Source organism: Gemmatimonadota bacterium (genome assembly GCA_009841265.1).
Classification (GTDB): Bacteria; JAAXHH01; JAAXHH01; order JAAXHH01; family JAAXHH01; genus JAAXHH01.
The window spans coordinates 261,787-283,958 of the sequence record VXMB01000001.1 but is presented as its reverse complement, the minus strand read 5'-3'; the positions used below and the strand labels follow the sequence as shown (position 1 = coordinate 283,958).

Genomic DNA, 22,172 nt, shown 5'->3' with positions numbered 1-22,172 from the left:
GGAGTCACCCGGTATGAGCGATGTATTGGACGCGGTCTTTATCTTTCCACTGATGTTCGTAGGCATGTCTCTCTTTATCACGGGCCTGCTCGCCATGGCCGGCGGAAACAACATGGAACGCATCGGCCTTTCCACCCCCAGACGCGGCAAGATCGCCATGGCCGCGGGGGTGATCATAAACACCATCGGGATTACCTTGCTGACCTGACTCTTCCCAGGACCCCACAGTCTCAGCAGCGGCCAGCATCATGAGCGTGTTACTGATTGCCGCCGGGCTCTACCTTTTCGTATCGGGCGTGATCGTATGGGCCGGCGGCAGGACGGTGGAGCGGATCGGGCTCACCACCCGGAACCGGGGTTTGATCGCGCTCATCCTGGGCACCGTCCTGCTGATCTACGCCATAGCCTACTAGCCGTCGTCACCTGAAACAGCTATCGTCACCTGTCGCGAAAACCCTTGCCGCCCAGTATCTTCCGGATATTTTCCGACTTACTGATGTAGGCGGCCACCCAGGTGTTCACATCCGCTCCGGCTGGTTACCTCCGGTCCGAAATCCTCCGGCAGTCATGGATGCGCCGCCCCTGTGCTCGCCGTTGCGCCCTCGATCGAGAATTCCGGCACGGGGATCGCACTCAACACTTGATTGTAACAAAGAAATCGACTTCCTTCTTGATTATACCACTTTCCTTCGCCGGACCGTGAGCCGTATGCGCGAAAGTTAACCTGAAACGCGACGGTCCGTCTGAAACCGGAATCTCAAGACCAGAAAACCCATGACCAACGACCTCTTCCATCCCGCCGTGGCCGCGTGGTTCGAGGACCGGTTCGAGGAACCGTCCGACATCCAGAAGCGCGCCTGGCCGGTCATCAAGCAGCGGCAGAACACGCTGATCGCGGCACCCACGGGTTCCGGGAAGACGCTGGCGGCCTTCCTGTCCTCCATCGACGACCTGGTCCGCCAGGGCCAGTACGGATCGCTGCCCGAAGGTACCCAGATTGTCTACGTGTCCCCCCTTAAGGCTCTCAGCAACGACATCCACGCCAATCTGCAGGTCCCACTCAAGGGTATCCAGGCGATCCTCAAGGAGCGCGATCGGCCCGACGTCCCCATCCGCGTGGCGGTCCGCACGGGCGACACGCCCACGAGCGAGCGCGCCGCCATGACGAAGCATCCGCCCCACATCCTGGTGACGACGCCGGAAAGCCTCTACCTGCTGCTGACCAGCGCGGGCGGCCGGCGCATCCTGCCGAACGTGCACACGCTCATCATCGACGAGATCCACGCGCTGGTGGGTAACAAGCGGGGATCTCACCTGGCCCTTTCGGTGGAGCGGCTGGAACGGCTTACCTCCGGTCCGCTCACGCGCATCGGCATATCGGCCACGCAGAAACCCATCGACCGGATCGCCCACTTCCTCACCGGCGCGGGCTACGCGAAGGGCAAGGGCTGCAAGATCCTCAACACCGGGCATCGGCGCAAACTCGAGCTGAAGATCGAAGTACCCCGTTCCCCCCTCGGCGCCGTCATGTCGAACGAGGTGTGGGAGGAAGTGTACGAACGCCTCGAGGAGCTCATCCTGCGGCACCGGACGACCCTGGTCTTCGTCACCACGAGGAGCATGTCGGAGCGGCTGGCCCGCCACCTGAGCGAACGGCTGGGTACCGAAAACGTCACCTCCCACCACGGCAGCATGTCGAAGGAGCACCGGCACGACGCCGAACAGCGCCTGAAGGCCGGCGCGCTGAAGGCGCTCGTGGCCACGGCCTCCCTGGAACTGGGGATCGACATCGGATCCGTCGATCTCGTCTGCCAGATCGGTTCCCCCAAGGCGATCGCGACGCTCATCCAGCGGGTGGGCCGCTCGGGCCACACCATTACGGGCACGCCGAAGGGCCGCCTGTTCCCCCTGACGCGGGACGAACTCGTGGAGGCGGCCGCGATCATGGACTCGGTGCGGCGGGGCGAGCTGGACCGGATCATCATCCCCGAACAGCCCCTCGACGTGCTGGTCCAGCAGATCATCGCGGAGGTGGCCAACTGCGATTTCAGCGAGGACGATCTGTACCACCTGGTGCGAAAGGCCTATCCCTACCGCGGTCTGTCCCGGGAGGAATTCGACGGCGTCGTGGCCATGCTGGCCGAGGGCTATACCCCGCGCCGGGGCCGCAAGCACGCCTACATCCAGCGGGACCTCATGAACGGTACGGTCAGGGGCCGCAAGGGGGCCCGGATCAACGCGCTGATGTCGGGCGGGACGATTCCCGACCAATTCGACTACGACGTGATCATGGAGCCCACGGAGACCTTCATCGGCACGCTGAACGAGGACTTCGCCATCGAGAGCACGGCCGGGGACATCGTGCAGCTGGGGAACAACTCGTGGCGGATCCTGCGCGTGGAGAAGGGCAAGATCCGCGTGGAGGACGCCCAGGGCCTGCCGCCCACCATGCCCTTCTGGTTCGGCGAGGCGCCGGGGAGGACGGTCGAACTCTCCGCTTCCCTGTCGCGGCTGAGGGAAGAGGTAGCGAGCCGGATGGACGTGGGATCCGGGCCGCCGAAGGACGACGGCGAGGAGTCCGGTCCACCGGAAGATGGCGTCGACAGTTCCGGGCCGGCGACCGGACGCGACAGCCAGGGGAAGCTCGACCCGGAATGGAAGCGGGAGGCCGAGGACTGGCTGATGGAATCCGCGGGCGTCTCCCACGTGGCGGCGACGCAGATTGCGGAATACCTCGGCGCGGCCAAGGCGGCCCTCGGCGTCATCCCCTCGCAGAAGGACCTGGTGGCGGAACGGTTCTTCGACGAGGCCGGCGACATGCACCTGGTGCTCCACAGCCCCTTCGGAAGCCGGGTCAACCGGGCCTGGGGACTGGCCCTGCGCAAGCGTTTCTGCCGGACCTTCAACTTCGAGCTGCAGGCCGCGGCCAACGAGGATTCCATCATCCTGTCCCTGGGCGCCACCCACAGCTTCCCGCTGGACGACGTCTTCAGCTACCTGAACGCCAAGACGGTCCGGGAGGTGCTGGTCCAGGCTCTTCTCGACGCGCCCATGTTCGAGGTGCGCTGGCGCTGGAACGCGTCCACCGCCCTGGCCGTGCTGCGGCGCAGGGGCGGCGACCGGGTGCCGCCGCAGATTCAGCGGTCCGTGGCCGAGGACCTGATCGCCCAGGTGTTCCCCGACCAGATCGCGTGCCTGGAGAACATCGCAGGCGACCGGGAGGTGCCGGACCATCCCCTGGTCAGCCAGACGATTGAGGATTGCCTGCACGAGGCCATGGACGTTGAGACCCTGGAGACTGTCCTGAAGACGATGAAGTCCGGCGACATGAACGTGCACGCCAGGGACCTCCGCGAGCCCTCGCCCATGGCCGAGGAGATCCTCAACGCCCGGCCCTATGCTTTCCTGGACGACGCGCCCCTCGAGGAGCGGCGGACCAACGCCGTCAGGAACCGCCGCTGGCTCGACCCCGCGGTCGCCGGCGACCTGGGACGCCTGGACCCCGAGGCCATCGACACCGTGCGGAGCGACGCCTGGCCCGAAGTGCGCAGTCCCGACGAACTCCACGACGCCCTGGTGCTCGCGGGGTATGTCACGGAAGAAGAGGGACGAAAGGGCGATCAGTTCGGCAGCTGGACGGAATACTACGCCGTATTGGAAGGCGACCGCCGGGCCGCCACGCTCGTGACGGAAGGCGGAAAGCGCCTGTGGACGCCCCTGGAACGCCGCATCCATTTCGAGCGGGTGCATCCGCAAGGGCGATTCGAACCGGCGGAGGATTTCCCGGACGACGTGAGAGGCAACCTGGAGAAGAGTTTTCATACCGCGGCCGGGCAGGCCGGCCTGGCCGGGCCGACCGCCGATGATGCATCTGAGGCCGGCGCAACCGCCACTGATGCATCCGCCACCGCCGCATCCGCCACGGAAGACCACGCCCTGGAAGCGTACGCGCTGGTGGAACTGATACGAGGGAGGCTGGAGACGCTGGGTCCGGTCACGGCGGCCGGCCTGGCCGGGTCCATCGACCTGCCGGTCGGCAAGGTCGATCAGGCGCTGGCCGCCCTGGAGCAGGAGGGATTCGTATTCAGGGGACAGTTTTCGCCGGACGCGGACGGGCTGGAGTGGTGCGAGCGCCGGCTGCTGGCGCGGATCCACCGCTTCACGATCACCAAACTGCGCCGGGAGATTCAGCCTGTTTCACCCGCCGACTTCATGCAGTTCCTCTTCACCTGGCATCACCTGGCGCCCGACACCCGGCTCAAGGGGGCCGACGCCGTGACCGCCGTGCTGCGCATGCTGGAAGGCGTGGAGGCGCCGGCCGCGGCCTGGGAGAGCGAGATCCTGCCGTCCCGCGTCACCGACTACGACTACGCCTGGCTCGACAACCTGTGCCTGTCCGGCAAGTACGCCTGGGGACGGCTCCGTCCCCACCGGTCGAACGGCGAGCACGGAAAGACGGCCGGTCCGATCCGGTCGACGCCCATCGCCATCGTGGACCGTATGAACCGCTCGCTGTGGATGTCCCTGAGCGGCGTGACCGGTGACGAGGACCTGGCGTTGTCCACGTACGCGAATACGGTGCTGGACCTGATGACCCGGCAGGGCGCGGTGTTTTTCGACGACATCACATCGCAGTCCGGCCTCCTTCGGACCCACGCCGAGGAAGCCGTGGCGGAACTGGTATCGGCGGGGTTGGTCACGTCGGACAGTTTCGCGGGCCTCCGGGCCCTGCTGGTGCCGTCGCGTCACCGGGAGTCCCGGCGGGGACGGGAACGCCGGAATCCCTTCGACCTGTCGACGGCGGGACGGTGGGGTCTGACGTCCCGCGTACCGGCGGAAGGCAACGCGGAAGAGGATCTCGAGGCCTATGCCCGCGTCGCGCTCGCCCGGTACGGCGTCGTGTTCCGGCGCCTGACGGAGCGGGAGAACGCCTCGCCGCCGTGGCGGGACCTCGTGCGGGTGCTTCGGCGGATGGAAGCCCGGGGAGAGATCCGCGGCGGCCGGTTCGTGAACGGCGTCTGGGGCGAGCAGTACGCCCTGGGCGAAGCCGTGACCCTGCTGCGCAGCATCCGGCGGAAGGAGAAACAGGGCACGCTCGTGGCCATCAGCGCCGCCGACCCCCTGAACCTGGTCGGCATCATCACGCCCGGGCGGCGCGTGCCCGGCATCACGACCAACCGGATCCTCTACCGGGACGGTGAACCGATCCTGATCATGGAAGGCGGCGAAATCAGGGAGACGTCCCCGGTGGCGGCCGAAGAACAGTGGGCGCTGCGGCAGGAGCTGGTCAAGCGGGATTTCCCGCCGAAGCTGAAGGCCTATCTAAGTGGTCGTCGGACCCGTGAAAAGGCCGGTGCACAGAAGTCATAGTGCGCATGAGACGCGGACCGGCGGTCCTCGACGGCCCTTGCGGCCGGTCCCGGGCGGCAGGCATGAAGAAAGTCGTCATCATCCTACTGGCTTCCGTAATCTCGTTGTCGGCAACCGGCAAGGGATTCGCCCAGGTCGCCCAGGTCGCCCAGGTCGCCGAAAAGCGCATGTCGATCAGCCTGGGTGGCGGGAGGAGTATTCCTCTAGGCGGTTTTGCGGACGGAAAAACCAGGGGTTCCTTGTTCCTTCTGGGGGTGACGGTACGCGTTTCCGAATCTGTTCATCTCGCGTTCAACGGCCATGACAACCTCTTTTCTGTAAAACGCGGCCAACACGACCGGGACCGCCTGAGCGACGAAGCGCTGCAGAGACTTGGACCGGACGTGGATGCCAACGTAAGCCTGGAAGGCGCCAACTTCGGATTGATGTACAAGACCACCACTTCCCCCGCGGCCGTTTACGGGATCGGTGGCATCGGCTACGCCAGGGCAATCGATCGGTTCTTCGGTACCGTGCGCGGCACGAAGCTGACCGCGTTCAGTTCAGAGACTTCTTTCAGTATCCTTCTGGGCGGCGGCGTGCACATGCCCGTTACGGACACGGTCGGCCTGGCGCTGGACGTGAGATACATTCGCGCCTTCAACGACCGGAACATCCAGTGGATTCCGGTCGCCGCCTCTGTGGTCTTCAATTTCTGGACAGTAGAACCTCGTTAGACGATTCCTCTACGCTTCCATCATCGTCTTCATTGCTTCCACCAGTTGCGCGGGCGAGGCCGTTCCCGTGACGCCCAGTTGACGGACGGTGACCGAAGCCGCGAGGTTGCCGACCAGGCCGGCTTCCAAGGGCGTCGCACCGGCGGCCAGCGAGGCCACGATCCCGGCCGTTACGCTGTCCCCTGCCCCTACGGTGTCCACGGGTCCCGGAACGCGTATGCCGGGCACATGCCGGCGGTCCTCGCCGTCGATCAGCAGCAGGCCGTCCGCGCCGAGGGTGACGTAAACCGGCCGCGCCGGTTCTTCGCCCGCTCCGCCCATCTCATCCCGGTTCCCCTTGCGGATGACGTGGCGGAAATCGCCGATGCGTTCGCGCGAATCCGCCAGGATGACCTTGTCGGGCCGGGTCCTGCCGAGGTCGCCGATCGCATCACGGACCCGGTCCGTGACGACCCCGGTGTTGCGCCGCCCCACCTGGTCCATGACGGCCACGCCGTCCACCCCGGGCGTCATGTCTCCGATGAATTCGATCAAACGGTCTTCCAGGGCCCGCGACGTGGGCGTCCGGTTCTGTATGTCGATACGGTTTGATTCCCTTTCTCCTCCCGGCTCCCGGTTCATTGGCTTGATGTAGGTGGGCGTGAACAAGTCCGGAGATTCGAATAGTCCGTCGAGGCGGACCCCCATAGCTGCCAGGCCCTGCCTGAGCTCGTACCCCTCGCCGTCTTCCCCCGTGATCCCCACGGCGAGCAGGTGTCCGACCCCCAGGGCGTGCAGGTTGGCCACGATCGTGCCCGCGGCACCGGGCATGCAGCGCCTGGCCACGACCTGGCGCGCGGCCAGCCCCGTCTCCAGGGACGGTTCGTCCAGTGCCGGATCGAGGACCAGGTACTTGTCCAGGAAGAAGTCGCCCACGACCATGATGGAAAGGCCGGAGAAGCGGGACAGCAGGCTTTCGAGGCGGTGTGGAGTCATCTCTGGCAATGTAAGATCCAGCCGACGTAAATCAAAGTATTTACAGTAAATAAACCAATTCGGCAGGATGCTTTTCCTTGATTTTCGGGCTCAGAAAGTGTACCTTCGCGAACTGGAGCGAGCCGCGATTCCCTCACACTTTCCCAGGATTTAAAATCGCATTCGAAGCAGTGAATCGTTACGGATGCATCCACTTTATTGATATATGACCGGTTCCGTTCAACCCGCACGGCGGCAATCCCCACAGCAGGGTGCCAAAGGGAGTTACATGCGCCTGGCCGATCCCCTGCCGGATCAGATTCAAAAGAAACTCTACCCCGTACTGGAAACCGACGAAGAAATCCACATCACCCTGGAATCGGACCTGGACGCGAAAGGCCGGTTCCAGCCCTCCTGGCTCATCGTAACCGACCGACGCGTCATGGCCCTGGAACTCAACGGCGCCGGCGACGACATCGCCGTGCCGCTGGAGGACCTGACCAGGGTGGCGGTGGAACCCCTGGTAGGCGGCTCCTGCCTGGAGGTCTCCACGGCCGACGACACCATTCCGCTGATCCGCTATTCCCAGAGCCGTGTGGACGTCTTTAACGAGGCGCAGCGCGGCATCGAGCAGCACATCGAGGAAAAGCCGTTTCAGGTCAAGACGGAGTTCCCCCGGGTGGTCTGCGAAACCTGCGGCAGGCGCCTGCCCACCAGGGACGGGCTGTGTCCCGCCTGCGTCAGCAAGTGGGGCATGCTCAAGCGGATCTGCTCCTACCTGGGTGCCCACCGGACCAAGGCCATCGCCATGGTGGCGCTGTTCGCCGTGCTCAGCGTGGCGGAACTCCTCCCGCCCAAGATAACGCAGCTCATCATCGACGACGCCTTCGAGAACGGTGACAAGGAGTTGCTGTTCTGGTTCGTCGCGGCCATGGCCGGCCTGCTCGTACTCCGCTGGCTGGGCGAGATGGCGAACGGCTGGCTGACGGCCTGGGTGGGCGCCCGCGTAGTGGCGGATATCCGGGCCCAGGTGTACCATCACGTCGAATACCTTTCGCTGGGGTTCCACGACAAGCAGAAGACGGGCGGCCTGCTTTCGCGCGTGACGCGGGACACCCGGAACGTGCGCAGCTTCCTGGTGGACGGCCTGCCCTTCCTCATCCTCCGCTGGATGACGACGCTCGGTATCATCGGCATGCTGTTCTACACCAACTGGGTGCTTACACTCTACATCCTCATCCCCGTGCCGCTCATCGTCATATGGGGCCGGGTCCTCTACCGGAGGTTGCGGACCTATTACACCCGGATGTGGCGCCAGTGGGAAGGGTTCTTCACCCACATCCAGGAATCCCTTTCGGGCATTCGTATCGTCAAGGCCTTCGCCCAGGAGAACAGGGAGGTCGGCCGGTTCAAGCGCAACGCGAGGGACATGTTCGCCCTGGAGTATTGGACCGAGAAACAGTGGATCTACTACTTCTCCACCATGGGCCTGCTGAACTTCCTGGGCTTTGTCGTGGTGTGGCTGGTGGGAGGCGGGCAGGTGCTCGGACAGGAACTCACCCTGGGTGAGCTGATACTGTTCTACTTCTACCTGCAGATGTTCTACGGTCCGCTGCGGTGGCTCGGTCGGGTCAACAGCTGGATGACGCGGGCCATGAGCGCCGCTGAACGGGTCTTCGAGCTCATCGACATGGAACCGGAGAATTACGAGGACAAGAACGCGAAGCAGATGTTGCAGACGCGGGGCGAGATCAAGTTCCAGGATGTGACGTTCGGGTACGACGCCGCGCTGCCGGTGCTGCGGGACGTCAATCTACATATCCGGCCCGGCGAAATGATCGGCCTGGTCGGAAAGTCGGGCGCCGGGAAGAGTACGACCATAAACCTCATCTGCCGGTTCTACGACGTGAACTACGGTTCGATCACGCTGGACGGCGTGGACCTCCGGGACATCCGGCTCGAAGACCTGCGGGGCCATATCGGCGTCGTCCTGCAGGAACCGATCCTTTTCAACGGGACGATCCGGGAGAACATCGCCTACGGAAAGCCCGCCGCGAGTTTCGAGGACATCATGGCGGCGGCCCGGGCGGCCAACGCCCACAACTTCATCCTCGCGAAGCCCGATGGATACGATACGATTCTCGGGGATAAGGGCACGGGGCTGTCGGGCGGCGAGAAGCAGCGCGTATCCATCGCCCGGGCGATCCTCCACGACCCCCGCATCCTGATCCTGGACGAGGCGACGTCCTCGGTGGACGCCGAGACGGAGAAACAGCTCCAGGAAGCCATCGCGCGGTTGATCAAGGGGCGCACGACGATCGCCATCGCCCATCGCCTGTCCACGCTGCGGGACGCCGACCGGCTGGTGGTGCTGGAGCAGGGCCGGGTCGTCGAGGAAGGCACCCACGAAGAACTGATCGCGAACCGCGGCCATTTCCATCACCTGGTGCGCCTGCAGAAGGCCACATCCGAGATCATGGAGGTGGCATGACCGACACCGCGACCACCTACCAGGAGAGGATGCCTGCCGCGCTGGCCGACCGATGCCGGGAAGCGCTGCGCGAAGGAGAGTCCGTCCGAATCGCCGCGGCGACCGACCTGACGGAAGACCTGCGCTTCGAGGAACGCTGGCTCCTGGTGACGGACCAGCGCGTGTTACGGTTCGATTCGAACGGGGCAGGCACAGGAAACGGGGACGCGTCCATCGAGTTGTCCGATGCCAACAGCGCCGCCGTGGAAGAACTGGTCGGCTCGGGCCGGATCAACGTGGTGATCGGGAACGAAGAGGTCGAGGTCATCCGCTACACCCCGTCCCAGCGCGCCAAGTTCGCGCGGATCGCCCGGGGTATCGATCAGTTCATCAAGGATGACCCGGTCGACATGCAGGGGGAGGTGGACAAGACCCGGTGCGACCGGTGCGGGCGCCTCCTGCCCGAGCCGAACGGGATCTGTTCGGCATGCACCAACCGGCTCGCGATGATGCGGCGGATCGCCCGATACGCCGTGCCCTTCAAGGCCAAACTCGCGATGATGGTCTTCCTGTCGCTCCTGTTCACCCTGGCCGAACTCGCTCCGCCTTACATCATGCGGCTTATCATCGACGTACTCGAGGACCCGGCCGCCGGCGCCTCCGGGGACCCGGCCGCCGGCGCCCCCGGGGACCCGTTCTCGTTCCTCTATCTGCTCGTCGGCGCCTACGCGGTCATCCGCCTGGTATCCTTCGTCCTGGAGATCTTCAAGGACCGGCTTTCCGTCTGGCTCGGCGGCCGCGTGATCGTGTCCGTCCGCGAGGACCTGTACGAGAACCTCTCCCGGCTGAGCATGAAGTTCTACAACAAGCGGCAGGTGGGATCCCTGATCTCGCGGGTGTCCAACGACACGGAGAGCATGATGTGGTTCCTGGTCGACGGCGTGCCCTATATCCTGACCAATCTCCTGCTCCTGGTGGGCATCCTGGTCCTGCTTTTCTTGACCAGCTGGCAACTGACGCTCCTGGTGCTCATCCCCATACCCCTGCTCGTCACCGGCGGGTGGTACTTCTGGATCCGGCTGATCCGGGCTTTCCGGACGAAATACTACCGCTGGGGCAAGCTGGTGGGCATGGCGGGCGAGATGCTCTCCTCGGTACGCGTCGTAAAGACCTTCGTCCAGGAAAAACGGGAGATGCGCCGGTTCAGAAGCAGCAATGAAGGGGTCTTCCGGGGCGATTTCGAGAGCGAGAAGGAAGCGGCCGTCTTCTTCAGCACGGTCAGCATGCTTACGACGTCCGGGCTGATCCTGGTCTGGTATTACGGGGGAATCGCCCGCATCGACGGTACCTTCACCACCGGCGCCCTCATCATGTTCATTGCCTACCTCTGGATGCTGTACGAACCCCTTCGGTGGTTCGGCGAGCTGAACACCTGGTCGAGCCGGGCCATGAGCGGCGCGGAGAAGGTCTTCGAAATCGTCGACACCCCGGCGGAAACCGAGGACCGGGACGACCCGGTCGAGATGAAGGACATGAAGGCCGAGGTGGAATTCGAAGACGTGACCTTCGCCTACGAGGCGGGCAAGCCCGTCCTCCACGACATCAGCCTCCACGTGCAGCCCGGCGAGATGATCGGGCTTGTGGGCAAGTCCGGATCGGGCAAGACGACGATGACCAACCTGCTCTGCCGGTTCTACGATATCGACGACGGCAACCTGGAGATCGACGGAGTGCCGATCCGGGACATCGGCCTTGAAGACCTGCGAAGGCAGATCGGCGTCGTGCTGCAGGACTCCTATTTCTTCAGCGGATCCATCGCGGAGAACATCCGGTACAGCAGTCCGGACGCCTCGCTCGAGCAGATCATGCGGGCGGCCCGGACCGCGAACGCCCACGATTTCATCTGCGCGAAGCCCGACGGATACGACACCCAGATCGGCGAGAACGGCAAGGAACTGTCGGGTGGCGAAAAACAGCGGATCGCCATCGCGCGGGCTATCATCCACGACCCCCGCATCCTGGTCCTGGACGAGGCCACCTCCTCGGTGGACACCCACACGGAGAAGCTTATCCAGGAGGCCATCGCCAATCTCGTGAAGGGCCGGACGACCTTTGCCATCGCCCACCGGCTTTCAACCCTCCGCCGGGCAGACCGGCTGGTGGTGCTGGACGCGGGAAAGATCGTGGAGACGGGCACCCACGAGGAACTGCTGGACATGAAGGGCCACTTCTACCGTATGGTCGAAACCCAGCGGGCGAGCACCGCCGTCATGGCCGTGGGCGGGGGCAAGGCCGACCCGAACCGCGGCGCCAATGGACATACAAACTGAGCGGGGAGATCGAGATGCCGGATGAACCTGGCGTGGAAACGCCGGACACCTTTGAATTCGAAACGGGGATCGAGAACGCCCCCGTCGAACCCTACCAGGCGAGCGAGATCCGGGTCTTCCGGGCGCCGAAGAACACCGTGCGCATGACGGTCCGCGACGAGCGGTCCTACATCCGCGTCCGGCCGGTCAACGCCTCCCCCATGGCCCACTCGGACCGGTACGTGTCGCTCCTGGACATCAAGAACGAGGAAGTGGCCTTCATCAGGGACCTGAACGACCTGGACGAAGATTCCCGCAAGGTCATCGAGGAGGAGCTCGCCCACCGGTACCTTCGGGCGACGATCGAACGGGTAAACTCCATACAGATGGAATACGGCGTCACCTACTGGGACGTCATGACCGACCGGGGCAAGCGCGAGTTCGTCATCCGCGGCCACGAGAACACCCACTGGGCGTCGGATACGCGGCTTCTGCTCACCGACGTCGACGGCAACCGGTTTGAGGTCATCGACTACACGCAACTGGACGCGCAAAGTGTGCGGCTGATCGAGACCAACGTGTGACGGCCGTGCCGTCGCGAATCGACCGAGGCCGGAATCCGGCGCGGATCGGCCGGTGCCCGTCCAGCCGACCGGAAGCCTCTTAAACTGTCACCGCCCGCCCGGCCGTCGAAGCCTGGATAAACCGCGATGACCAGCGACACCCTCTACCGGGAAGCTCTCCGCCCCCAATTCCACTTCACGGCGAAGAAACACTGGATCAACGATCCCAACGGTCTGGTGTATGCCGACGGGGAGTACCACCTCTACTTCCAGCACACGCCCGGCAGCATGGTGCACGGCCGCACGACCTGGGGACACGCGGTCAGCACGGACCTGGTCCACTGGAAACAGCTTCACACCGCCGCGCTGGACGTGGACGAAACGGGCTGGATGTGGTCGGGATCCGCGGCTGTGGACCATCACGACACCGGCGGGTTCCGGGACGGAGACGCGCCGCCGCTGATCGCTTTCTACACGGCGGGCGGCGAAAGGGTGTTCCCTGAACGCCGGTGTATACAATGTATAGCCTATAGCAACGACCGCGGCCGGACGTGGACAAAGTATGCAGGCAATCCGGTCATCGGTCACGTCCGGGCGGAGAACCGCGATCCAAAGGTGGTCTGGCACGAACCGACTTCGCGATGGATCATGACGCTGTTCATGGACGGTAACGACTACGCCCTGTTCGCGTCCCCGGATCTCAAGTCCTGGACGCACCTGCAGGACCTGACGTTGCCCGGCGTGTCTGAATGTCCCGATTTTTTCGAGCTGCCGGTGGATGGAGACCCTTCGGACACCAGGTGGGTCTTCTGGGGCGCGAGCGGCGGCTACCTGCTCGGGCGCTTCGACGGTCAGACCTACGCGCCCGAGACGGACGTCCTGCAGGCGGAGCAAGGCGCCAACGGTTACGCCGCCCAGACCTGGAGCGACATCCCGGCGGAGGACGGCCGGCGGATCCAGATCTCGTGGATGCGGGGCGGCCGGTACCCGGCCATGCCCTTCAACCAGCAGATGTCGTTCCCGGTTGAACTGACGCTCAGGACGCTGCCGGACGGGATCCGGTTGTGCAGGGAACCGGTGCGGGAAATCGAACTACTGCATACCGGGACGCGCACCTGGCCCGCCGGCGACCTGGCGGCCATGGCGGCCGAACAGTTCCAGCAGCGATACGCATCGGGAGAAATCAGCAGCTACGCGGTCACGGACCTGCGCGAGGCTGAAAGCCGGCTCGTCCTGGCAGACGAGGGCGACCTGTTCGACGTGCGGTTGGTGATTGATGTCGGCGGTCGCGGCAAATCGGGCGGCGACGACAGCGAGTCGGCCGGTGCCAGAGGTTTCACCATCGAAGTGCAGGGACATACCGTAGAATACGATGCGGAAGCGCAAACGTTGTCTTGTATGGGGAAAACCGCGGCGCTACGTACGATCGACGGCCGCGTCAGCCTTCAATTGCTGATCGACCGGACCTCGCTGGAGATCTTCGGCAACCAGGGGGAGGTGTCCATGTCGTTCTGCTTCCTGCCGGCCGCGACCAATCACCGGCTGGCTCTGAAGGCGGACGGCGAAAGCGTGCACGGCGTAAGCGTGCACGGAGGCCTACGCATCGTCTCGCTGACCGTGCACGAACTCCGGTCCGCGTGGGAAAACTCGTAAATAACTCATGAATGACGCGCAATCGACAAGATGACCAGCCCGTTAACCAAAGCCATCGACAAGTTTCCCCGGGTCCGGCTGGGCCATGTGCCGACGCCGCTGGATCCCGCATCCCGCCTGAGTGCGGCCCTCGGCATCGAGCTGTGGATCAAGCGCGACGACTGCACGGGACTGGCCCTGGGCGGCAACAAGGTCCGCCAGCTCGAATTCCCCCTGGGCGAGGCGCAGAAACGGGATGCCGACACCCTGTTGATCACCAGCGCGGTGCAGTCGAACTACGTCCGCGTGGCTGCGGCCGCCGGACGCCGGCTCGGCATGGAAACCCACATTCAGCTGGAAGAGCGCGTACCCGACGTGGACGCCCTCCATCGATCATCCGGCAACGTGCTGCTCGACCGGCTTTTCGGAGCGAAGCTGCATTCCTTCCCGGTCGGCGACGACGAGCCTGCGGCGGACGCGTCACTGGACCTGCTTGCCCAATCGCTTGCGGAGGAAGGCCGCAGGCCCTATGTGATCCATCTCGCCCCCGCCCATCCCCCGCTCGGCGCGCTCGGATACGTGCTCGCGGCCGAGGAGACCCTGGCGCAGGCCCGGGACCTCGACTTAGCGTTTGACGCCGTGGTCTGTCCCACGGGCAGCGCCCTGACCCACGCCGGGCTGCTGGTAGGCTTCCGGGCCCTGGGCAAGGAGACCCCGGTATACGGCATCTGTGTGCGGCGCGACGCCGACAGCCAGGTAGCTCGCGTAAGAAAGGTTGCGGTGGAACTCGCCTCGATGATCGAACGGCCGGAGGTGTTCGACGCGGATGACGTCATGGCGTACGACGGCGTTCTGGCACCCGGTTATGGCCGGCTCAACGACGCGGTGCGCGAGGCGATCGCGCTGGCGGCCCGCCAGGAGGGGTTGCTCCTCGACCCGGTCTACACCGGCAAGACGATGGCGGGACTCATCGACCATGTGCGATCCGGCGTGATCGCAGAGGGCAGCCGGGTGCTCTTCATTCATACCGGCGGTCTGCCGGCCATCTTTGCCTATGGAGACAAGCTGGGGAGCTGGCTGTCGGATGTGCCGTGAGAATCGACGGGCCTGGAACGCTAGCCAAACGCCTCGGCGAACTTCCGCGAACGCGTGTTGAGCAGGCTGTAGAACCCTCGCACTTCAGGATCGGGGTGGTCGCGCCAGAGGCCGGTGGGGATGGTGGTGTGCTGACTGAGGACTGGTCCGTCGCGATGGCCGTAGTAGACCTGGACGGACTTGCGTTCGTGGGTGGTTTTCCTCACGGTGGCAGCGTGGACTGCGGACAGGTTGAAAAGGATGACCGTGCCGACCGGACCGTGGAGGGGTATGCCGCCGCGCTCTTTGACCTGTTCCTCAATTTCCAGTATGGGTCCGTCGCAGGGTTCAGGCGAGATCGAAAAGCAGTGCGTTTCCTCGCTTACGTCGGACAGGTATAGCATCATGTGGAGGTAACCGCACCGGTAGGGCCGGTCGGTCATGTGCCGCCGGTCACGGTGCCAGACCTCCACCGGGTCGCCGTCATGCGGCGCCATGTGCCGCAGGCAGGCCTCCGCGAGGCAACTGGGCCCTTCGAAGATGGTCTCGATCGGGTCGATGAGCGTGGGATGGCGAATGAGCCCGTCGAATTCCGGGGAGGAGATGAGCGGCTCGCAGTTCACGCTCTGGTGGCCGTCGAAGGCGATGGGTCGCCAGAAATACCCCGTCTCCGACCGGTCGCGGTCGTACAGTTCGACGAAGCGACTGACCTCTACCGGCGAAAAGGGCTGTCCGAGATTTACGTAGCCGTTTTGCTTGAAGAATTCGAGATCGACCACCGTTGGAGCGTCCTCCCCCGGTCTACCTCGTGATTACCTGATTTACCGATTTTGGGATTCCGTCCGCCTGTCTTGGTCTGCCTTCTTTGGCGAGCCCCCCAGCCCGCAGCCTACGCCCCGTTCATGACCTCCCGGAACAGCTCCGAGAAGACGGCCCGGTCACCGGGCGTGCCCACCGTGACCCGGACCAGGCGGTCCAGTCCTGGCGCGGCGGGCTTTCTCAGGAATACGCCCAACTCGATGAGGGTGTTCATCACCTCGCCTGCCCGTTCGCCCGTACCGAAATCGAAGGCGACGAAATTGGTCTGGGAAGGCAGCGAGGAAATCCCCGCGTCCGCGGCCAGTTCCCGGTAGTCTTCCCGACCCGCTTCCACGGCCTTTACCACGCTCGCCACGAATTCCGGGTCGCGCAGGGAGGCCAGCGCACCGGCCTGTGCCACCAGGCTCACGCCGAAATGCAGGCGGACTTTGTCGAAGGTCCGGATGACATCCCGGTGGGCGATGGCGTAACCAACCCGGGCACCGGCCATTCCGTGGGCCTTGGAGAAGGTGCGCACCCGGATCAGCCGGGGGTCGTCCACGTCGATGGGGAGTATGGTGTCCGGCGGCACAAAGTCGAGGTAGGCCTCGTCGAGAATGAAGAGGCATTCGGGCGGCACGCGGTCCAGGAGATCGGAGATGGCGTTGCTGCCGTAGTAAGAACCCGTCGGGTTGTCCGGATTGGACAGGTAGAGGATGGAGGCCTTCTGTTTCGCGGCCAGGTCCGTCAGCGCCGTCAAATCGTTGCGGTCGTTGCGGTAGGGCGCCGTTTCCAGCCTGCCGCCGAAGCCGTCGACGTGATAGACGAAGGTGGGGTAGCATCCGAGGGACGCGGCGACCGCGTCGCCCGGGTCCATGTACATGCGGACGATCAGCCCCAGCAGGTCGTCGATCCCTGCGCCGAGGGTCACGTTCTCGATGTCCACGCCGTGCATCGCGGCCAGTTCGGCCCGCAGTTCATAGCCTTCCGGGTCGCAGTACCAGGCAACGCCCCGCGCGGCTTCACTCATGGCCGCCGCGGCCCGGGGCGATACGCCGAAGGCGCTTTCGTTGGCGCCGATGCGCACCCGAAACGGTTTACCCTGCTGTCGTTCGATGGTTTCGGGACCCACGAAGGGGGTCACGGAAGGCAGGTTCGCTACGATTTCGGAGTATGGAGGTCTGGACATCGGATCCGGCGCGGCCGGGCTGGCCGGGCTCGTTGGGCTGGCCTAGCTGGACAGGTTATGCCGCGGTTTCCATGTCGGCGCTGTACGTGCCGGTCCGCGCGGCACTGTTGCACATGGCACGGTGGTAAAAGGCTTCTTGACCCGCCTTGAAACGGGCGGGATCTCCACCCCATGCCCGCAGCGGGGCCGCCTGCAGGGCGCGGCCGTAGGAGAAACTGAGTTCCCACGGGAGCTCGCCGAACATGTGGTTCATGGCGTTCAGGTGCGCCGTGGCGGTCTCGGAAGACTGCCCGCCCGATAGGAAGGCGACGCCGGGCACGTCGCGCGGGACGTTGCGCAGGAAATTGTTCACCGTGCGCCGCGCGACTTCCTCCACGGAAGCCTGCTCAGGACATTTCGAACCCGAGATGACCATGCTGGGTTTCAGGACGATCCCATCCAGCTTGACCTCGTGCACGGCCAGGGCCTCGAACACTTGCCGCAGCGTAACGCCGGTAACCTCGTCGCACCGGTAGATGTTATGGTCGCCGTCCATCAGCACCTCGGGTTCGACGATCGGTACGATGCCGCATTCCTGACACAGGGCGGCGTAACGCGCGAGGGCATGGGCGTTGGCGTCGATGCATACGTCCGTGGGAATGCCTTTCCCCACGGTAATGACCGCCCGCCACTTGGCGAATTGGGCGCCCAGCTTCCCGTACCGGGTCAGGCGCGCGCGCAGGCCGTCGAGCCCCTCGGTGACTTTCTCTCCGGGGAAACCGGCCAGGTCATGAATGCCGGTATCCACCTTGATCCCGGGAATCACGCCTTTGTCGGACAACAGTCTGGGAAAGGGCGTTTCGGCTTCGTCCAGGGCCTTCTGGCGCAGGGTCTCGTCGTAGAGGATGACGCCGCTTATGAATTGCTCCATGCCTTCGGTGGTGATCAGCATGTGCCGGTAGGCGCGGCGGTTCTCCTTCGTCGACGGCAGTCCAATGGCATTGAACCGTTGCCTTATGGTGCCGCTGCTTTCGTCCGCGGCCAGGATCCCCCTGTCCGGGGCGACCATGGCACGGGCGACGTCATTCAATTTGGAAGGCATCTTCTGTTTTAACTCCTCGACCGGTTTACGTCATTCCTGCCATAAGCGTACACTGAAGCGTGGATCGGTAAAAAACGCGCCCGATGCCCGCCTGTCAATCCTTTCTTGGCCGGTCGCTTTTGGCTTGAAACGCGATCCGCCCGACGATATAATACCGCCTGCAGCCCTTTCCCGCTCTCCTGTACGCGTCTAATGATCACGGCCGATCCGCACGGCGCCAGGACGCGGTGTTTTCATCGATCCGGATGTCAGGCATCGTCCATGCCCCGCGACCCGATTCAGCCGTCTCCCGACATGATTCAGCCACCCCGCGACTCGATTGTGACGCCCCGCGTTCTGGCCATCGACATCGGCACGTCGTCCGTGCGTGCGATCCTCTTCGACCGGATGGCCCGCATCGCATCCCCCGCCTTTCAAAAAACTTACAACATGGATACCACGCCGGACGGCGGCGTGTATATCGACGCGGATCGCCTGGTGGCGGAGGTGGGTTCGGTGCTCGACGACTTCTGCGCGTGGGGCGTACAGGCAATGGGTGGACTTGCCGGGGGCGGCCATCCCACGTGCGGCCATCCCGCGATCGACGGCGTGGCCATGACCACGTTCTGGCACAACGTCGTGGGCGTGGAGGGAGACCGCGCCGTGACCCCGCTGATCAGCTGGGCCGACACGCGGCCGGGGACGGTCATCGCCGAACTGGGTGAGCGTCTCGACGCCGCTTCCGCCCACGGGCGCACCGGGTGCGTGCTCCACGCATCCTATCTTCCCGCCAAGATATGCTGGTTCGCCCGGAACGATCCCGAAACGTTCGCCCGGGTGGAACGCTGGATGTCCATCGGCGAATACCTCTTCCTCAGGTGGTTCGGCGCGCCGGCCTGCAGCGTATCCATGGCATCCGGCACCGGGTTGTTCAACGCCCACCGATGCGACTGGGACGACGAGACGCTGGCCGCGGTGCCGTTGGAACGGGACCAGCTGACGCCCGTAAGCGACGTGGACAAACCGGTACGGGGCCTGAAGGGCGAATTCGCTTCCCGCTGGCCCGTCCTGGCCGGAGCGTCCTGGTATCCGGCCATCGGCGACGGCGCCTGCAACAACATCGGCAGCGGTTGCGTGGACGAGGACCGCATCGCCCTGATGGTGGGCACCTCCGGCGCCATGCGGGTCATGAGGAGTGTCCAGGAGTTCTCGATCCCGGACGGTCTGTGGTGTTACCGGTCGGACCGGCGCAGGATCCTCATGGGCGGCGCCCTGAGCAACGGCGGGAACGTCTACGGTTGGATGCGCGACACGTTGCGCCTGGCCGACGAACAGCGGGTCGAACGGGACCTGGGCGGGATGGCGCCGGACAGCCACGGCCTCACGGTGCTGCCCTTCTGGGCGGGCGAACGCAGTCCGGGCTGGCACGACGCCGCCAGGGCGGCCATTACGGGCATGACGCTGCATACGACGCCGCTGGATGTCATGCGGGCCAGTCTGGAGGCCACGGCCTACTGTTTCGCGAACATCCATGACCGGCTACGGTCGATCTGGGGAGATGCCGGCGAGATCGTCGCTTCGGGCGCGGGCCTGCTGCAGTCCCCCGTCTGGATGCAGATGATGGCCGACGTACTGGAGCGGCCCATCACCGCCTCGACCGTGACCGAGGCCTCGAGCCGCGGCGCCGCGCTGCTGGCGCTGGAGGCCTCCGGCGCGCTGGAAGACCTGGCCGCCGCGCCAGCCCCCCTGGGCAAGACCTTTGTGCCGGATCCGGCGAACCGGGACCGCTACCGGGAAGCGATGAAACGGCAGCAGAACCTGTATGATATGATGATGGACAGTTGAGGGGCCGGGTTGTATCTTAGCGGGCGTTCCGAACCTGGCGAACTTGAACAAACGAACCGTGCCGACGAACCGCGTAAACGAACCGAACCGAAAAGGACGCGAACCGTGTCAGAACACGATCTCGAGCAACGATGCATCAACACCATCCGCATGTTGGCCGTCGACGCCGTCCAGCAGGCCAACAGCGGCCACCCGGGCCTGCCCATGGAAGCCGCGCCCATCGCCTACGTGCTGTGGACGCGCCTCATGCGGTATAACCCAAAGAATCCCGACTGGCCCAACCGCGACCGCTTCGTGCTCTCCGGCGGGCACGGGTCCATGTTGCTCTACGCCATGCTGCATCTCACCGGGTACGACCTCTCCCTCGATGAGATCAGGAATTTCCGGCAATGGGAGAGCCAGACACCCGGCCATCCCGAGTACGGCGATACGCCCGGCGTGGAGACCACCACGGGACCGCTCGGGCAGGGGATCGCGAACGCCGTGGGCATGGCCATGGCCGAGGCCCACCTGGCGGCCCGGTACAACCGCCCCGGCCACGAGATCGTCAACCACTACACCTATGTCATCGCCAGCGACGGGGACATGATGGAGGGCGTCGCCTCCGAGGCCTGCTCCCTCGCGGGGCACCTCGGCCTGGGCAAGCTGATCGTCCTCTACCTGGACAACAGCGTCACGATCGACGGCGGCACGGATCTGGCCTTCTCGGAGAACACGGGCCTGCGGTTCGACGCCTACGGGTGGCACGTACAGCGGGTTCTGGACGGCAACGACCTCGCCCGGGTCGAAGCCGCGGTCGAAATGGCGCGAAACGAGACGGATCGTCCCTCGGTCATCGTGTGCCGCACGGTCATCGGCTACGGAAGTCCCAACAAGGCCGGCACGTCCAAGGCCCACGGCGAGCCTCTCGGCGAAGAGGAAGTCGAACTGACCAAGCAAAACCTCGGGTGGCCGTTGAAACCCAAGTTCCTCGTCCCGGAGGACGTGCGCGCCTGGTTCCAGCAGATGGTCCCCTACGGCAAGGGATGGGAACTGGCCTGGCGTCAGGCCGTCGATGCCTACACGGCCGCCTTTCCCGAACTGGCGAAGACCTGGAAGCAGGCGATGGACGGGGAACTGCCGGCCGGCTGGGACGAAAACCTTCCGACCTTTTCGCCCGACCAGGGGGACATGGCCACGCGGCAGGCGTCCGGTGTGACCATCAACGCGCTGTCCCGGCGCATACCGGGCCTGCTGGGCGGTTCGGCGGACCTGGCCGGGTCCAACAACACCATGGTGGAAGCCGAATCGAACTACGCCGCCGGAAACTTCGCAGGCCGCAACCTGCACTTCGGCGTGCGCGAACACGCCATGGCTTCCGCGCTGAACGGGATGACGCTCCACGGGGGCCTGCGCCCCTACGCCGGCACGTTCCTCGTGTTCTCGGACTACATGCGGCCGGCCATCCGCCTCGCGGCCCTCATGGGCATCGCGCCGGTCTACGTCTTCACCCACGACAGCGTGGGACTGGGCGAAGACGGTCCGACCCACCAGCCCATCGAGCACTACATGGCGCTGCGGGCCATCCCCAATCTGACCTTGATCCGACCCGCCGACGCCGCCGAAACGGCGGAAGCCTGGCTGGCGGCGCTACGGCGCACGGACGGCCCCGTCGCCCTGGCCCTGACCCGGCAGAAGCTGCCCGTGCTGGACCGGGAAGGACTGGCGTCGACATCGGGCACGGCATCCACCAAGAGTCTGGCGTCTGGCTCGGGCCTCGCATCGGATTCGGGTCTCGCGTCCGCCGACGGCCTGCACCGGGGCGCCTACGTCCTCGCCGATACCGACGGAACGCCGGATGTGATCCTCATCGCTTCCGGTTCGGAGGTCCACCTGGCGCTCGAGGCCCGGGAAGCGCTGGCGGGTGAAGGGGTGGCCGCGCGCGTAGTCAGCATGCCGAGCTGGGAACTGTTCGAAGCGCAGACCGCGGAATACCGGGAGTCCGTGCTTCCCGCGTCGGTCACCGCGCGCCTGGCCGTGGAACCCGGCGTCACGCTGGGGTGGGAGCGATACGTGGGTCCTGCTGGCGACGTCATCGGCCTGGAACGCTTCGGCGCATCGGCGCCTTACCAGGACGTATTCGAGCACCTGGGCTTCACGGCAGAAAACATCGCCGGCAGGGCAAAGGCACTGGTTGCGGCATGCGGGTGATC

General features: G+C 65.0%; 14 protein-coding genes. 10 read left to right on the top strand and 4 right to left on the bottom strand.

Annotated elements, in window-relative coordinates:
* Positions 1-13: 13 nt before the first annotated feature.
* The 3 genes from F4X08_01120 (at position 14) to F4X08_01110 (ending at position 6,086) form a co-directional block, all read left to right on the top strand.
* Positions 14-208, top strand: coding sequence for a hypothetical protein (locus tag F4X08_01120; GenBank protein ID MYD24403.1), 195 nt, complete (start codon positions 14-16; stop codon positions 206-208).
* A gap of 566 nt (positions 209-774) precedes the next feature.
* Positions 775-5,370: a DEAD/DEAH box helicase gene (locus tag F4X08_01115; GenBank protein MYD24402.1), complete on the top strand. Its 4,596-nt coding sequence runs from the start codon at positions 775-777 to the stop codon at positions 5,368-5,370.
* A gap of 5 nt (positions 5,371-5,375) precedes the next feature.
* The gene (locus F4X08_01110) at positions 5,376-6,086 is read left to right on the top strand and encodes a hypothetical protein (GenBank protein MYD24401.1); all 711 of its coding nucleotides are present in this window, start codon (positions 5,376-5,378) and stop codon (positions 6,084-6,086) included.
* A 9-nt stretch (positions 6,087-6,095) separates the two neighbouring features.
* On the opposite strand, the gene F4X08_01105 is transcribed toward F4X08_01110, so the two are convergent.
* Positions 6,096-7,061, bottom strand: a complete 966-nt coding sequence (locus F4X08_01105; protein ID MYD24400.1) for a carbohydrate kinase — start codon at positions 7,059-7,061, stop codon at positions 6,096-6,098.
* A gap of 205 nt (positions 7,062-7,266) precedes the next feature.
* Between F4X08_01105 and F4X08_01100 the strand changes: the two genes are divergently transcribed.
* The 5 genes from F4X08_01100 to F4X08_01080 all read left to right on the top strand — a co-directional run bounded on the left by F4X08_01100 (position 7,267) and on the right by F4X08_01080 (position 15,109).
* Positions 7,267-9,531, top strand: coding sequence for an ATP-binding cassette domain-containing protein (locus F4X08_01100; GenBank protein ID MYD24399.1), 2,265 nt, complete (start codon positions 7,267-7,269; stop codon positions 9,529-9,531).
* On the top strand, positions 9,528-11,840 hold the full coding sequence (locus F4X08_01095) for an ABC transporter ATP-binding protein (GenBank protein MYD24398.1): 2,313 nt from the start codon (positions 9,528-9,530) through the stop codon (positions 11,838-11,840). Before F4X08_01100 ends, F4X08_01095 begins: the two co-directional genes overlap by 4 nt.
* A 14-nt stretch (positions 11,841-11,854) precedes the next feature.
* Entirely contained in the window at positions 11,855-12,403 is a 549-nt protein-coding gene (locus F4X08_01090) for a DUF1854 domain-containing protein (protein MYD24397.1), read from the top strand.
* A 126-nt stretch (positions 12,404-12,529) separates the two neighbouring features.
* The gene (locus F4X08_01085) at positions 12,530-14,035 is read left to right on the top strand and encodes a glycoside hydrolase family 32 protein (GenBank protein ID MYD24396.1); all 1,506 of its coding nucleotides are present in this window, start codon (positions 12,530-12,532) and stop codon (positions 14,033-14,035) included.
* A gap of 30 nt (positions 14,036-14,065) precedes the next feature.
* Positions 14,066-15,109, top strand: a complete 1,044-nt coding sequence (locus F4X08_01080; protein MYD24395.1) for a D-cysteine desulfhydrase family protein — start codon at positions 14,066-14,068, stop codon at positions 15,107-15,109.
* A 20-nt stretch (positions 15,110-15,129) separates the two neighbouring features.
* Here F4X08_01080 and F4X08_01075 read toward each other — a convergent pair whose 3' ends face one another.
* The 3 genes from F4X08_01075 to F4X08_01065 all read right to left on the bottom strand — a co-directional run bounded on the left by F4X08_01075 (position 15,130) and on the right by F4X08_01065 (position 18,156).
* Complete coding sequence (locus tag F4X08_01075; protein MYD24394.1) at positions 15,130-15,867, bottom strand: phytanoyl-CoA dioxygenase family protein; 738 nt, start codon at positions 15,865-15,867, stop codon at positions 15,130-15,132.
* A 110-nt stretch (positions 15,868-15,977) separates the two neighbouring features.
* Positions 15,978-17,075, bottom strand: a complete 1,098-nt coding sequence (locus tag F4X08_01070) for an aminotransferase class I/II-fold pyridoxal phosphate-dependent enzyme (protein ID MYD24393.1) — start codon at positions 17,073-17,075, stop codon at positions 15,978-15,980.
* A gap of 55 nt (positions 17,076-17,130) precedes the next feature.
* Positions 17,131-18,156, bottom strand: coding sequence for a fructose-bisphosphate aldolase class I (locus F4X08_01065; GenBank protein MYD24392.1), 1,026 nt, complete (start codon positions 18,154-18,156; stop codon positions 17,131-17,133).
* A 192-nt stretch (positions 18,157-18,348) separates the two neighbouring features.
* On the opposite strand from F4X08_01065, the gene F4X08_01060 reads away from it, so the two are divergent.
* Together F4X08_01060 and tkt are read left to right on the top strand one after the other, a co-directional pair.
* Positions 18,349-19,980 (top strand): gluconokinase, encoded by a 1,632-nt coding sequence (locus F4X08_01060; protein ID MYD24391.1) that lies wholly within the window; start codon positions 18,349-18,351, stop codon positions 19,978-19,980.
* A gap of 150 nt (positions 19,981-20,130) precedes the next feature.
* Positions 20,131-22,170 (top strand): transketolase, encoded by a 2,040-nt coding sequence (gene tkt, locus F4X08_01055; protein MYD24390.1) that lies wholly within the window; start codon positions 20,131-20,133, stop codon positions 22,168-22,170.
* Positions 22,171-22,172 lie beyond the last annotated feature (2 nt).